Here is a 13,184-nt window from a genome sequence, read left to right on the forward strand (position 1 = left end):
CTCATCGCTGGTTGGAGCGGGCTGCGACCTTGCGCCACTCGCTGTCGAGGTGGGTGAGGAAGGTGTCGACGTCTCCGTCGATGATCAGCTGCTGGAGCATCGGCTGGAGCGGGACGGCCGCCGGGATCTGGTGGTCGACGTAGCCGATGATCCGGCCCTGCTCGACGTAGTCGTCCAGCCCCGCGAGGTACGGGTTGGTCGACGGGGCTGCGTCGACGAGCGGGGAGAAGGTCGACTGTGCTGCGCCGTAGGCGTCGACGTTCTCGGGCCGCATCATGTACTCGACGAACTTCTCGACCTCCGCGCGGTGCGGGGTGTCCCGGCCGATCGCGAGGACCACGTCGACGCCCGTGACGAGCACGGTGTCCTCGGGGTCGTCGGTCACCGGGTACGGGAAGGTGCCGAGGTCGAGGTCAGGGTTGTTCTCGAGGATGGGCGCGATCGCGTACGTGCCCTGGAGGTACATCGCGGACTCGCCGTCGGCGAAGGCCTTGTTCCCGGCGTTGTAGTCGCGGCTGTCCCGGTTCGGCTGGTTGTAGGAGAAGAGCGTGACGAGCTTCTCCGTCGCCTCCCTGTAGTCCGTCGAGAATGACGGCTCCGAACCTGGTCCCGCGTCGGTGCCGAGCGCCCGCAGGTCGTCGAAGAACCCGTCGGGCTGGAGCGCGCCGGCGAGGTTGTTGAAGGACGGCAGCACAGTCCACTGGTCCTTGAGCGTGCCGTAGAAGGGCGTGACGCCCGCGGCCTGGAAGGTGTCCGCGGCGGCGAGGAGCTCGTCCCAGGTCTGCGGCACCTCGACGTCGTGCTCGGCGAAGATCGTCTTGTTGTAGATGATGCTCGAGGCCGCGAGCGCGAAGGGCACACCGCTGATCTCGTCGTCGTGCTGGCCGAGGTCGGTGACGATCTTCACCGGGGCGTCGGCGACGGTGCTCATCACCGGCAGGTCCGTGACGTCCGCGAAGACCCCGGCGCGCGCGAGCTCACCGAAGGTCGCACCCGCGTTGAGGGTCATGACGTCGGGGATCTTGTCCTTGACCAGCGGGGTGCGCAGCGCCGTGTCCGCGTTCGGCACGTGGTTCTGCACCACCTCGATCCCCGGGTTCTCCGCCTCGAAGCCCTCGATGATCTCGTCGAACTGTGCGACGGCCTCAGGCTTGAACTGGAAGAAGTTGAGAGTCACGGTCCCGTCGTCGTCCGGGCCGCAGGCCGCGAGGGTCCCGACGGCGAGCGCCACGGCGACGAGGCTCGCGGCGGTCCGGGTCGCCCGTCCTGGCCTGGTGGCGGGGAGCGGTCGCCCGGACCGCGCGGGCCGGGTCCGGCTCCCGGCGGCGCTGGGACCAGAGCGCTGCTCTGTTCCAGACCCGGGTCCGGGTCCAGGTCCAGGCCCAGGCCCGGGGTCGAGCGGGTCCTCGTGCCCGGCTCCGGGCGAGCGACCGCTCCGGGCCCTCGGCACCCTGTGGGACTCGTCCCGGGTGCTGTGCGGTGTCACGTCGTCGTGCGTCATGCTGCGCCTCCTTGCGCGTGCGGCTGATGTGGGGGGGCTGACCTCAGCCGATGAGGATCGCCTCGAGGAGCACGAGCTCCTCGGGGAAGAGCACCGGGGCCTGGATCCCTGTCGTGGCGAGCGCGCGACCTGTCGTCCGGGTCCCGTCGAGCGCCCAGAGCAGCGGTGACTGCCCTGCTCCGCCGAGCGAGGTGGTCGGGGCGGCGAGCCGCACCCTGTAGCTGGCGTCGGGGTCGAGGCCGGGCAGGTGGACCCGGCCCGCGGGGTAGGTCGAGCTCGTCGCGGTCTGGGTGTAGGCGTAGAGCGCCCGTGACCTGTCCTGGGCGACGACGCCCCGCAGGTCCGCGGTCTCGTCGGGCAGGTCGGCGTTGACGACCCGGCCGGAGTGCAGCAGCTGGCGTGCCTGCTTGTGGGCCTCGACCCAGCGGGCGAGGGCCGCGAGCTGCTCGTCGTCGACAGTCGTGAGGTCCCACTCGATCCCGAGGTGGCCGAAGAACGCGACCCCGGCTCGCAGGTCGAGCTCGTGGCTGCGGTGGGTGGAGTGCGACCGCGGGCCGCCGACGTGCGCGCCCAGCAGCTCGGGCGGGACCAGCAGTCCCGTGTACCGCTGGTTGACCAGGCGCTCGAGCGGGTCGATGCAGTCGCTCGTCCAGATCCTGTCGGTCCGCTCGAGGATGCCGAGGTCGACCCGCGCGCCGCCCGAGGCGCAGGACTCGATCTCCAGGCCCGGGTGCCGGCTCCGCAGCTCGTCGAGCAGCCTGTACAGGGCGAGGGTGTGCTCGTGGACCGCTGCGTGCCCGGTCCGCGCGTCGCCTGCGCTCGACAGCTCACGGTTGTGGTCCCACTTGAGATAGCTGATCGGGTGCTCGACGAGCAGCGCGTCGAGGCTCGCGAGAATGTAGGCGTAGGCCCCGGGGTCCGCGAGGTTGAGCACGTGCTGCTGACGACCCTCGACGGGCAGACGTCCCCCGGGCTGGAGGACCCACTCCGGGTGGGCGCGCGCGAGGTCCGAGTCTGGGTTGACCATCTCCGGCTCGACCCACAGACCGAACTCCATGCCGAGACCACGGACGGCGTCCACGAGAGGCGCGAGACCCTGCGGCCAGACCACAGGGTCGACAGTCCAGTCGCCGAGCCCCGCGGTGTCGTCCCGGCGTCCGAGGAACCAGCCGTCGTCCAGCACGAAGCGCTCGACGCCGACAGCAGCAGCGCGCTCGGCCAACGCCAGGAGCGTCAGGAGGTCGTGGTCGAAGTAGACCGCCTCCCACGTGTTGAGCGTGACCGGGCGAGGTCGCGCAGGGTGCGTGGCCCGTGCCCGCAGCTCGGTGTGGAAGCGTGCGGCCAGGTCGTCGAGACCGTCCCCCCACGACCCGAGGACCCAGGGCGTGCTGTAGGTCGCGCCCGGGGCGAGGTCGATCTCCCCGGCCGCGAGGAGCTCGCTCCCCTGGAGCGACGCCTCTGCGGTGATCGTCCGTTCGGCCGCCAGCCTGTGGTTGCCGCTCCACGCCACGTGCACGGCGTGCACCCGACCGCGCTCGAAGCCGAACCCGCTCGTCCCCGCGGCGAGCAGGAGCGAGGCGTCTGCACCCGGGCGTCCCTTACGGCTCTCCCGCAGGTGCGTGCCGACGGTGAAGGCTCGACGCTGCGGTGTGCGCTCGCGGAGGTGGCGTCCAGTGGTGTCCAGGATCTCGGTGGCCTGCGCAGGGACGGGGAAGGTCGCGGCGAGGGACAGCACCGAGTAGTCGTCGTCGCCGGTGTTGGTGAGCGAGAGGCGCTGCCGGACGAGGCCGGCCCGGGTGACCTCGAGCTCGACCACGAGCCGCAGCCCGCCGTAGCCGTCCTCGGCGGTGATGGTGGCGGTCGTCTGGTCGGCGTCGATCCCGAGGAGCTCGAAGGACGGAGAGAAGACCCTGCCGTTGCGGTGCCCCTCGAGACCGGGTGTGCCCAGCCAGCCGTCAGCGTCGAGCGGGAGGAGGGTCAGGCGCGCCGGGACGTCGAGGCCGCCCGACACGCGCTGCGGGACGGCGGCGAGGGCGAGCCCGTCGAGGTCGGCCTGGTCGAGGTCCCCGAGGTCGTCGCCCCAGTGGACGATCGTCGGGAGACCCGGGGTGGTCGGGTCGACGACGAGGCTGGTGCCGCCGTCGCGGAGCTGGAAGATGCGTCGCTGCATGGGTTATTTTCTAGACGAAAGCAATTGGCCTGTCAAGGGCTGGCACGGTCCGATCAAATCCGCTGCACCTCCGACATACCTCTGAGATCTCGTCAACGAGCCGCGCCGGGTTGGTACGATGATGGAACTTATTCGTCGGCGGATCGCGATCCCCGCGACACGACAGGTAGGTTGACGGTCGGACCGGCGGAGCAGCACGTCTTCACGCAGAGCCCGGTCGGACCCTGCGCGGTCAGAGCCTCGGTCGGACGGCGCTCAGACTGACGGTGCCGATCAGGCCGAGGCAGCTCGGCCAGCGCGGGTCCACGGCTGCGCGCGCCGTCTCGCTCGACCCCGAAGACCGCCACGACGACGAGGAGGAGCACAGATGAGCGAGGCAGGACCGCCGCCCGCCCCCATCACCGACTCCGGGCGCGACCTCGCGCGCGAGGTGCTCGTCCACGGACCCATCAGCCGGACCGAGCTCTCCCGCAGGCTCGGCCTGTCCCCCGCGAGCCTGACCCGGCTCTCCAAGACCTTCCTCGACAGCGGGATCCTCGTCGAAGGCCCCGAGGTGTCCGACGGTGCTGTCGGCCGACCGGTCAAGCCGCTCGACGTCAAGGTCGACGCCCGCCGCTTCGTCGGGATCAAGCTGACAGGCGAGGACGCCCTCGGCGTGAGCACAGACCTTCGCGCGACCCAGACCGGGTCCGCCTCGTCGCGCCTCGCCTCGACCTCGCTCGACGACGTCCTCGACGCCGTCGATGCAGTCGTCCAGGCGCTCGGCGGACCGGCCGCCTTCGACGGCATCGGGATCAGCCTCGGCGGCAACGTCTCCGACGGCGTGGTCGACCGCGCGCCGTTCCTCGGGTGGCGCGGTGTCGACCTCCGCAGCGCTGTCTCCGAGCGCCTGGGGATCCCGTCGACCATCGAGAACGACGTCGTCGCCCTGACCGCCGCCGAGCACTGGTTCGGAGCCGGGCGAGGCTCGACAGACTTCGCGGTGCTCACCATCGGCGCCGGGGTCGGCTACGGGCTCGTCGTCAACGACCACGTGGTGCGCACAGCCGACGTGGGCTTCGGCCTGCTGGGGCACTTCCCCCTCGACCCGTCGGGACCGCTCTGCATGGACGGCCACCGCGGCTGCTCGACAGCCATGCTCACCACGGGGAGCATCTGCGCCCAGGTCTCGGTGGCCCTCGGACACGCCGTCACCTACGACGAGGTCCTCGAGATGGCCGCCGCGCACCACCCCGTGGCGCGGGCCGTGACCGAGTCCGCCGTGCGGTCGCTCGGCCGGCTGCTGGCCGCCATCACCAACATCGCGCTCGTGAGCACCGTCGTGCTGGCGGGCGAAGGAGTCGGCCTGGTCGAGAGCCTCGGCGCGGAGCTCGACGCCGCCATCGCTGCGGACCGCGACCCCGACGGCAGCCCCGTCAGCCTCGTCGTCGACGACAGCGGCTTCGTCCCCTGGGCCCGTGGCGCCGCAGCCGTCGCCATCCAGAGCAGCTTCGGCGTCCTCGGCACCTGACAGCCCGTGCACGGGGCGGGTACGCCGACGGGCGGACTCCTCCGGGACGTGTCCCGGTGGAGCCCGCCCGTCGGCGGTGCAGTGCTCGGGCTAGGCCCGGGCGGGCTGGATCAGAAGTCCATGCCGCCCATGCCGCCGTCGCCGCCCGGCATGGCCGGAGCCTTCTCGGGCTTGTCCGCGACGACTGCCTCGGTGGTGAGGAACAGCGCAGCGATCGAGGCGGCGTTCTGCAGAGCAGAGCGGGTCACCTTGACCGGGTCGTTCACACCAGCCGCGAGCAGGTCCTCGTACACGCCTGTCGCGGCGTTGAGGCCCTGGCCGGAGGGGAGGTTGCGGACCTTCTCGGCCACGACCCCACCCTCGAGCCCGGCGTTGATCGCGATCTGCTTGAGCGGAGCGTCGATCGAGGCGCGGACGATGTTCGCACCCGTCGCCTCGTCACCCTCGAGGTCGAGGAGACCGGCGGTCTCGAAGGCGACCTTGCCAGCCTGGATGAGAGCGACGCCACCACCGGCGACGATGCCCTCTTCGACGGCTGCCTTCGCGTTGCGGACGGCGTCCTCGATGCGGTGCTTGCGCTCCTTGAGCTCGACCTCCGTGGCGGCACCGGCCTTGATGACCGCGACACCTCCGGCGAGCTTCGCGAGGCGCTCCTGGAGCTTCTCGCGGTCGTAGTCGGAGTCCGACTTCTCGATCTCGGAACGGATCTGCTTGACGCGACCGGCGATCTGGTCGACGTCGCCGGAGCCCTCGACGATGGTCGTCTCGTCCTTGGTGACGACGACCTTGCGGGCCTGGCCGAGCAGGTCGAGCGTGGCGGTCTCGAGCTTGAGGCCGACAGTCTCGGAGATGACCTGACCACCGGTGAGGATCGCGATGTCCTGGAGGATGGCCTTGCGGCGGTCGCCGAAGCCCGGAGCCTTGACGGCGACGGACTTGAAGGTGCCACGGATCTTGTTGAGCACGAGGGTCGCAAGAGCCTCGCCCTCGACGTCCTCGGCGATGATGAGCAGCGAGCGACCGGCCTTCATGACCTGGTCGAGCAGCGGCAGCAGGTCCTTGACGTTCGAGATCTTCGACTCGACGATCAGGACGTACGGGTCTTCGAGGACAGCTTCCTGGCGCTCTGCGTCAGTCTCGAAGTAGCGGGCGAGGAAGCCCTTGTCGAAGCGCATGCCCTCGGTGAGCTCGAGCTCGAGGCCGAAGGTGTTCGACTCCTCGACGGTGATGACACCTTCCTTGCCGACCTTGTCGAGCGCCTCGGCGATGAGCTCGCCGATCGCGGGGTCGCCGGCCGAGATCGCAGCGGTGGCCGCGATCTCTTCCTTGGTCTCGATGTCCTTGGCGTCGACGAGCAGCTGCGCGATGACAGCCTCGACGGCCTTCTCGATGCCGCGCTTGAGAGCGATCGGGTTCGAGCCGGCAGCCACGTTGCGCAGGCCCTCGCGCACGAGCGCCTGGGCGAGCACGGTGGCGGTCGTGGTTCCGTCGCCGGCGACGTCGTCGGTCTTCTTGGCGACCTCCTTGACGAGCTCAGCACCGATGCGCTCGAACGGGTCCTCGAGGTCGATCTCCTTGGCGATGCTCACACCATCGTTCGTGATGGTGGGCGCGCCCCACTTCTTGTCGAGGACGACGTTGCGACCCTTGGGGCCGAGCGTGACCTTCACGGTGTCGGCGAGGACGTTGAGTCCACGCTCCATGCCGCGACGGGCCTCCTCGTTGAAGGCAATGATCTTTGCCATTGGGGTGTGATCCTCCGCTGGTGGCGTGTGGTGGTCGGACGATGCCCGCGACGGACGACCTCGGACCGCGGCGTTCATGTCACGCCGTAGCCTCGGGGCCTCATCGAGCGACCGATGCTTCTGTCACTCTCCTAGCGAGAGTGCTAATGCAATTATTGGCACTCTCGACCCGAGAGTGCAAGGGCGGCGGCGCGCCGCGGCGCCCAGGTCGGTACGCCGACGGCGGAACCCGCAGCCGGCACCACCGCGTCGGCACCCGAGCACGCCCAGACGTCCTCGTAGAGTGGACCCGATGCCAGCGACCGACGACGACGCCTCCGCGAGAACAGCGCACGTCCGTCGCCGGCCGCGCGCCGCGCTGCTCGCGCTCCTGCTCGTCGCAGCGGTCGTCGTCACCGGCACAGGACGGGCCCTCGAGGTCTGGCCCTTCTCCCCGCGGAACGCGACGGTCGCTCTCTCCTCTGTCGGCATCTCGGTGGCACCCGACGGCACCCGCACCCCGATCCCGCCGGGCTCGGACGTGCAGTTCCTGCCCGGCAGCCGCGTCGCCGTGGCGAGCCCCGGAGCAGCCACGCAGCCCCAGCTCGACGCGGCCCAGGAGTCCCGCGACTGGCTCGCCGCCGGCACCGTCCCGGGCGCCGGGACAGACTTCGAGGACATGGCCGTCGACGCGCTCCTCGACGTCAGGGCGCTGACCCTCGACGACGGGGCCGTCGTGGCCGGGTGGTCGCCGAACTGGCGCTACGCCTGGCCCCGCGACAACGCCTTCGTGGCTGTCGCGCTCGCCCGCACGGGGCACGTCGAGGACGCACTCACTGTCGTCATGTTCCTCCAGCAGGTGCAAGAGGCCGACGGCTCCTTCGAGGCCCGCTACCTGCCCGACGGCTCCGGCCCACCCGACGACCGCGGCATCCAGACCGACGCGACAGGGTGGGCCCTGTGGGCCGCGGCGACGGTGATCGCGGAGATCGAGTCGCCCCAGGACCGCACCAGCGCGGCTCGCGACCTCGAGCCGTTGCTCGAGCGCAGCCTCGCGCACATCCGCGACCTGACCGACGACGGCACCACGCTCCCCCCGCCGTCCCCCGACTACTGGGAGGTCGAGACGTCCAAGCAGACCCTCGGGACCAGCGCGCCGCTGCTCATGGCCCTCGCTGCGTCGCCGCCGGCCCTCGACGCCCTCGGGGACGCCCGAGCGGCACGGGAGGTCGCGACTGTCGCCGAGACCTTCGACGACGTCGTGCACGACGCGTTCGCGCCCGGCTACGGCCGCTACCTCGGAGGGTCGAGCGTCGACACGGCCGTCGCGTTCCTGCTGCCGCCGTTCTTGCCCGTGACGGCCGACGAGGTCCCCCGCGCTGTCCTGAGCGCCTGGGATGCCGCCCCCATCCGGATGGCCCGCCCCGGAGGCGGGCTCGCGCCCGGCACGAGCTGGAAGCGCGACGGGATCTCGTGGACACCCACGACGAGCGTCTTCGCCCTCGCCTCAGCAGGCTTGGGCGACCAGACCGGGGCCGTGCGCTGGCTGACGTGGCTCGACGACCACCGCACGACGCTCGGCTCGATCCCCGAGAAGGTGCTCTTCGACGGCTCCCCGGCCCAGCTCGCGCCGCTCGCGTGGAGCAGCGCGAACGTGCTGCTCACCCTCGTGCTGCTCGACGAGGCCGAGGCCGGTCGCGGCTGACACGACCAGCAGGGTCGTCGGACAGCCCGACGCAGCGCTGCCGGTCGCGGCTGACACGACCAGCAGGGTCGTCGGACAGCCCGATGCAGCGCGGCGACGACGACCCCACAGACCGCGGACCCGGAGACGGTCGGGACCCGCTCGAACAGGCCCGCGGGGCCTGCACGCGCTCAGGCGCCGGCCCGCACCACCGAGAGGTTCAGCCCCGCTCGGGCGCGAGGCTCGGCATGCCCCTGGTCCCGAACTCCCGGCGCAGCACCTGGCGCGCGGCGAAGTAGCCACCCAGCCCGTGCACCCCAGGGCCCGGCGGGGTCGACGCGGAGCACAGGTAGGCACCGGGCGCTCCTGTCGCCCACGGGTCGACGTGCGGGGTCGGCCGGGCGAACATCTGCCACATGGTCACAGACCCGGCCGCGATGTCCCCGCCGACGTAGTTCGCGTCATGCTCGGACATGCGCGACGCGGTGGTGGGGTGGGCAGAGACGACCACGTCACGGAACCCTGGCGCGAAGCGCTCGATCTGCGCGGTGACGGCCTCGGTCGGGTCGACGGTCGATCCTGCCGGCACGTGCGCATAGGTCCACAGGGGCCGCAGCCCGCCGACCTCCCGGCCGGGGTCGAGCACAGCAGGGTCGCTCACGAGCGTCACCGGGTGCTCAGCGTGCCGCCCCGCGGCGACAGCCCGCTCGGCCTCGACCAGCTGAGGTCGTGAACCCCCGAGGTGCACTGTCCCCGCCCGAGACACACCGTCGTTGGCCCACGGCACGGGACCGCTCAGCACGAAGTCGACCTTGGCGGCCGCGTTGCCGTACCTGAACCTGCGCAGCGCGCGCTCGGCCGTCCCCGGCAGCCGCGCGCCGAGGATGTCGGCGGCGGCCCGTGGGGTCGTGTCGAAGACGTAGGCCCGTGCGGACGGCAGGTCGGCCGTCGAGGCGACGCGGACGCCGGTCCGCAGCTCTCCGCCGTGGGCCAGGAGGTCTGCGACGAGCGCAGCGGTGATCGCGCCCGAACCGCCTCGAGGGAGCGGCCAGCCGTGCGAGTGCGCGAGGGTCGCGAGCATGAGCGCCGTCCCGGCAGCAGACAGGGTGGGCAGCGGCGCGATCGCGTGCGCAGCGACCCCCGTGAGCAGCGCCGGGGCGACCTCACCCCGGAACCGACGGCCCCACAACGGTGTGCCCTGCTCGAGGACGCCGAGGCCGAAGCGCGCCGTCGCGACGAAGCCTGCGACGCTCGAGAGCATCTCGCCCGGGATGCTCCGGCGGTCGCCGAGACCGGCCGAGACCACCGCGTCGGGGTGCTCGGAGAGCCGGCCGACAAGACCGAGCCACGCGTCGCGGTCGACCCCGAGGCCAGCAGCGGTCCGGGCGGCGTCACGGTAGGCCAGGCCGGCCTCGCCATGGTCCAGCGGGTGCGCGAACTGCACCTCGGGCTCGACGAGCTCGACCCCGCGTGCAGCGAGGTCGAACTCGCGGAAGAACGGCGACGCGAGCGCCATCGGGTGCACGGCCGAGCAGGTGTCGTGCAGCAGCCCTGTGCCCGACCCGGGCAGCGCCTGCGTGCGAACGCCACCCCCGGCCTCGGTCTCCGCCTCGAGGACGAGGACGCCGAGGCCGGCCCGGGCGAGCGTGACCGCGGCGGCGAGGCCGTTCGGCCCCGACCCCACCACGACGACGTCGTACGCGTCCACGGTGCTACCCGGCGAGGATCACGGACAGCGGTCCGCGCAGCTCGGGGACGAGGGTGACCTGGCTGGCCGGGATGCCCAGGAGGTCAGCGACAGCCTGCGCCTCGTCGGCGAGGTCTTCGCTCTGGTACCAGACGACCGAGGCGTTGAGCCTGTCGCCTGTGTAGTTGTCGGCCGAGACGTCGGACCAGCCGGCCCCGGACAGCGTGTCGGCTGCACCGGCGGCAGCGCCCGAGCGGCCCGTCGCGTTGAGCACCCGGACGGCGACGGACGTGTCGGCCACGGGCACCTCAGGCTCGGCGGGGGTCTCCGGGTCCGCCGCGGGGTCTTCAGCGGCAGGGTCCTCGGCCGCGGGGTCCTCCGCAGCCGGGTCTTCAGCAGCCGGGTCTTCGGCAGGCGCGCTCGCGCTCGGGCTCGCGCTGCTCTGGTCGAGCGGCGACCCGGGGGTGCGGGACAGCACGTAGACCGCTGCGACGGCGAGCGCCGCGCACAGCACGACGACGACGAGGAAGGGGGCGGTCTTGCTCCAGGCCGACCGCGGGGTCCTGTGGACGCCGGCGGGGAGGCCGAGCCCGTCGGTCCGGTCGAACTCGTCTTCGGGGTACTTGCTCACCGGGCAAGGCTAACGGGTCTGCGGCCCCGAGGCAGGCAGGCGGGTGTGCAGGTCCTGGTCAGACCTGGCTGCGACGCTGCGTGCGCTCGCGCTGACGGGTCGCGCGCATGCGGCGCAGACGCTTGACGAGCATGGGCTCTGCCTCGAGCGCGGCGGGCGAGTCGATGAGCGTGTTGAGCACCTGGTAGTACTGCGTCGCCGAGAGGTCGAACAGCTCTCGGACCGCCTGCTCCTTGGCCCCGGCGTACTTCCACCACTGCTTCTCGAAGTCGAGGACCGCGGCGTCCCGCTCGGAGAGGGCGGGCTCCGGCGAGGCGTCGTCGGAGGACGCCGGGGTGTCCTCGTAGATGCTCGGGACTGCTTCGATCATCGTCTGCTCCTCGGTCTCGTCTCGGCCGTGCCTGCTGTCGCGCCTGGGTGCACGCCGTGGATCACCGACGCGGTGCGGGCCGTGGCTCGCAGCACGGCGTCCCCCACGCGACGAGGGCTTCACCGCGTCCGATCGTACGCGCGAATGACACCCGTGTCATTCGTCCTGCGCAGGGCTCCGGCTGCTCCGGCGTGCGCCGACCCGGGCTTGTCTGCGAGGCTCTCCAGATGGCAGACGCACTCTTCGCCCACCCCTCGGCCGACCGCCGCCACCTGCTCGACGACGTCGCCCCGGACTGGGCCGAGGCGCTCGCACCCGTCGCCGAGACCATCGACCGTCTCGACGCCGAGCTCCTCGCCGACGCAGCGCCCGGCTCCGTGCTCCCGGCGCGCGACGACGTGCTGCGCGTCTTCCGAGACCCGCTCGCCACCGTCAAGGTCCTCGTCGTCGGGCAAGACCCGTACCCGACCCCCGGGCACCCGATGGGTCTGTCCTTCTCGGTCCAGCCCCACGTGCGCCCGCTCCCCCGGTCCCTCGCCAACATCGTCACCGAGCTCCGGGACGACGTGGGGGTCCCCACCCCCGCGAACGGCGACCTCTCGGCGTGGTCGGCGCAGGGCGTCATGCTCTGCAACAGGGTGCTCACCGTCGCCGCAGGCGAGGCGGGGTCTCACCGACGCGCCGGGTGGGAGCAGGTGACAGACCGCGCCATCGAGGCCCTCGTCGAGCGCGGCGGTCCGCTCGTCGCCGTCCTGTGGGGACGAGACGCCGCGACGCTGCGACCGGCCCTGCGCGACGTCCCGGTGGTCGAGTCCGCCCACCCGAGCCCGTTGTCGGCCCGGCGCGGGTTCTTCGGGTCGAAGCCCTTCTCCCGCGTCAACGAGCTGCTGGTGGCCCAGGGAGCCTCGCCTGTCGACTGGTCGCTGCCGTCGGCGGACGACGCACTCTTCTAGAGGCACGACCGGGACCTGGCGGATCCACCTGTCCGGGGCGAGGTACAGAATGGACAGGTGGACCATGACGACACCGCCCCAGCGACCGATGCACCGACCGACCCCTCCGAAGGGACCGTGCACCTGCCTGCGCCGGGTCCCTGGGCGCGCTATGTCGCCGTCGGGGACTCCTTCACCGAGGGCCTCTGGGACGCCGAGCCCGCCGACCCTGCGCAGTGCCGCGGCTGGGCCGACCTCCTGGCGAGGTCGCTCTCGCACAGGCGCATCGACTCTGGCCAGGACCCGTTGCTCTACGCGAACCTCGCGATCCGCGGCAAGCAGATCCGGTCGATCCTGGGCGACCAGCTGCCCGTCGCCCTCGAGATGAAGCCCGACCTGGTCAGCCTCATCGGGGGTGGCAACGACATCTTGCGGCCCTCGGTCGACGTCGACCAGGTCGCCCGCAGCATCGAGGAGGCCGTGGTCCGCATCCGCGAGACCGGGGCGGACGTGCTGCTCGGTACCGGCTTCGACGCCTCGGACAGCCCGCTCGTGGGCATGACCCGTGGCCGCACAGGCATCCTCAACGCGCACCTCTGGTCGATCGCCCAGCGCCACGGCGCGCACGTCCTCGACCTGTGGGGCATGCGGTCGCTCCACGACTGGCGCATGTGGGCCGACGACCGTATCCACCTCACGACCGACGGCCACCGCCGAGTTGCCGAGGCTGCCCTCGTCGGGCTCGGGCAGGCGCCCGACGACGCCGCGTGGGACGACCCGCTCACGCCGCTGCCGCCCGTCCCGCGCATCGAGTGGGTGCGGGAGAACGCGCACTGGCTCCGCGAGCACGTCGGCCCCTGGGCGTCGCGGCGTCTGCGCCGCCGCTCCTCGGGTGACAGCCGCACGGCGAAGTACCCGGAGCTCACACCCTTCGCCTGAGCACACGGACGAGGACCCCGACCGTGACGGTCGGGG

10 protein-coding genes are annotated in these 13,184 nt (G+C 71.8%); 4 read left to right on the plus strand and 6 right to left on the minus strand.

Annotation, left to right across the window (positions count from 1 at the left end; genetic code table 11):
* Window position 1 precedes the first annotated feature (1 nt).
* Together HZZ10_RS12240 and HZZ10_RS12245 are read right to left on the minus strand one after the other, a co-directional pair.
* Window positions 2–1,501, minus strand: a complete 1,500-nt coding sequence (locus HZZ10_RS12240; RefSeq protein ID WP_228087513.1) for an ABC transporter substrate-binding protein — start codon at window positions 1,499–1,501, stop codon at window positions 2–4.
* A 43-nt stretch (window positions 1,502–1,544) separates the two neighbouring features.
* Entirely contained in the window at window positions 1,545–3,671 is a 2,127-nt protein-coding gene (locus tag HZZ10_RS12245) for an alpha-galactosidase (protein ID WP_179913723.1), read from the minus strand.
* A gap of 367 nt (window positions 3,672–4,038) precedes the next feature.
* On the opposite strand from HZZ10_RS12245, the gene HZZ10_RS12250 reads away from it, so the two are divergent.
* Window positions 4,039–5,181: an ROK family transcriptional regulator gene (locus HZZ10_RS12250; RefSeq protein ID WP_056128167.1), complete on the plus strand. Its 1,143-nt coding sequence runs from the start codon at window positions 4,039–4,041 to the stop codon at window positions 5,179–5,181.
* A gap of 110 nt (window positions 5,182–5,291) precedes the next feature.
* Here HZZ10_RS12250 and groL read toward each other — a convergent pair whose 3' ends face one another.
* Entirely contained in the window at window positions 5,292–6,926 is a 1,635-nt protein-coding gene (gene groL, locus HZZ10_RS12255) for a chaperonin GroEL (protein ID WP_056128164.1), read from the minus strand.
* Between the two features lie 292 nt (window positions 6,927–7,218).
* Between groL and HZZ10_RS12260 the strand changes: the two genes are divergently transcribed.
* Window positions 7,219–8,610 (plus strand): glycoside hydrolase family 15 protein, encoded by a 1,392-nt coding sequence (locus HZZ10_RS12260; protein ID WP_179913724.1) that lies wholly within the window; start codon window positions 7,219–7,221, stop codon window positions 8,608–8,610.
* A 199-nt stretch (window positions 8,611–8,809) separates the two neighbouring features.
* Here HZZ10_RS12260 and HZZ10_RS12265 read toward each other — a convergent pair whose 3' ends face one another.
* Genes HZZ10_RS12265 through HZZ10_RS12275 form a run of 3 tightly spaced genes read right to left on the minus strand, consistent with a single transcriptional unit; the run spans window position 8,810 to window position 11,277 of the window.
* On the minus strand, window positions 8,810–10,297 hold the full coding sequence (locus HZZ10_RS12265; RefSeq protein ID WP_179913725.1) for a phytoene desaturase family protein: 1,488 nt from the start codon (window positions 10,295–10,297) through the stop codon (window positions 8,810–8,812).
* A 4-nt stretch (window positions 10,298–10,301) separates the two neighbouring features.
* The gene (locus HZZ10_RS12270) at window positions 10,302–10,907 is read right to left on the minus strand and encodes a LytR C-terminal domain-containing protein (RefSeq protein ID WP_179913726.1); all 606 of its coding nucleotides are present in this window, start codon (window positions 10,905–10,907) and stop codon (window positions 10,302–10,304) included.
* A 58-nt stretch (window positions 10,908–10,965) separates the two neighbouring features.
* Window positions 10,966–11,277 (minus strand): DUF3263 domain-containing protein, encoded by a 312-nt coding sequence (locus tag HZZ10_RS12275; protein ID WP_179913727.1) that lies wholly within the window; start codon window positions 11,275–11,277, stop codon window positions 10,966–10,968.
* A 227-nt stretch (window positions 11,278–11,504) separates the two neighbouring features.
* Between HZZ10_RS12275 and HZZ10_RS12280 the strand changes: the two genes are divergently transcribed.
* Entirely contained in the window at window positions 11,505–12,230 is a 726-nt protein-coding gene (locus tag HZZ10_RS12280) for a uracil-DNA glycosylase (RefSeq protein ID WP_179913728.1), read from the plus strand.
* A gap of 57 nt (window positions 12,231–12,287) precedes the next feature.
* Window positions 12,288–13,148, plus strand: a complete 861-nt coding sequence (locus tag HZZ10_RS12285; protein ID WP_082543734.1) for an SGNH/GDSL hydrolase family protein — start codon at window positions 12,288–12,290, stop codon at window positions 13,146–13,148.
* Window positions 13,149–13,184 lie beyond the last annotated feature (36 nt).

This window comes from Sanguibacter inulinus, assembly GCF_013415325.1.
Lineage (GTDB): Bacteria > Actinomycetota > Actinomycetes > Actinomycetales > Cellulomonadaceae > Sanguibacter > Sanguibacter inulinus.

What these genes read in the sequence shown, in the direction of transcription:
- HZZ10_RS12240 (WP_228087513.1), bottom strand. Translation starts at nt 1,501, where the DNA reads ATGACGCACGACGACGTGACACCGCACAGCACCCGGGACGAGTCCCAC.
- HZZ10_RS12245 (WP_179913723.1), bottom strand. Translation starts at nt 3,671, where the DNA reads ATGCAGCGACGCATCTTCCAGCTCCGCGACGGCGGCACCAGCCTCGTC.
- HZZ10_RS12250 (WP_056128167.1), top strand. Translation starts at nt 4,039, where the DNA reads ATGAGCGAGGCAGGACCGCCGCCCGCCCCCATCACCGACTCCGGGCGC.
- groL (WP_056128164.1), bottom strand. Translation starts at nt 6,926, where the DNA reads ATGGCAAAGATCATTGCCTTCAACGAGGAGGCCCGTCGCGGCATGGAG.
- HZZ10_RS12260 (WP_179913724.1), top strand. Translation starts at nt 7,219, where the DNA reads ATGCCAGCGACCGACGACGACGCCTCCGCGAGAACAGCGCACGTCCGT.
- HZZ10_RS12275 (WP_179913727.1), bottom strand. Translation starts at nt 11,277, where the DNA reads ATGATCGAAGCAGTCCCGAGCATCTACGAGGACACCCCGGCGTCCTCC.
- HZZ10_RS12280 (WP_179913728.1), top strand. Translation starts at nt 11,505, where the DNA reads ATGGCAGACGCACTCTTCGCCCACCCCTCGGCCGACCGCCGCCACCTG.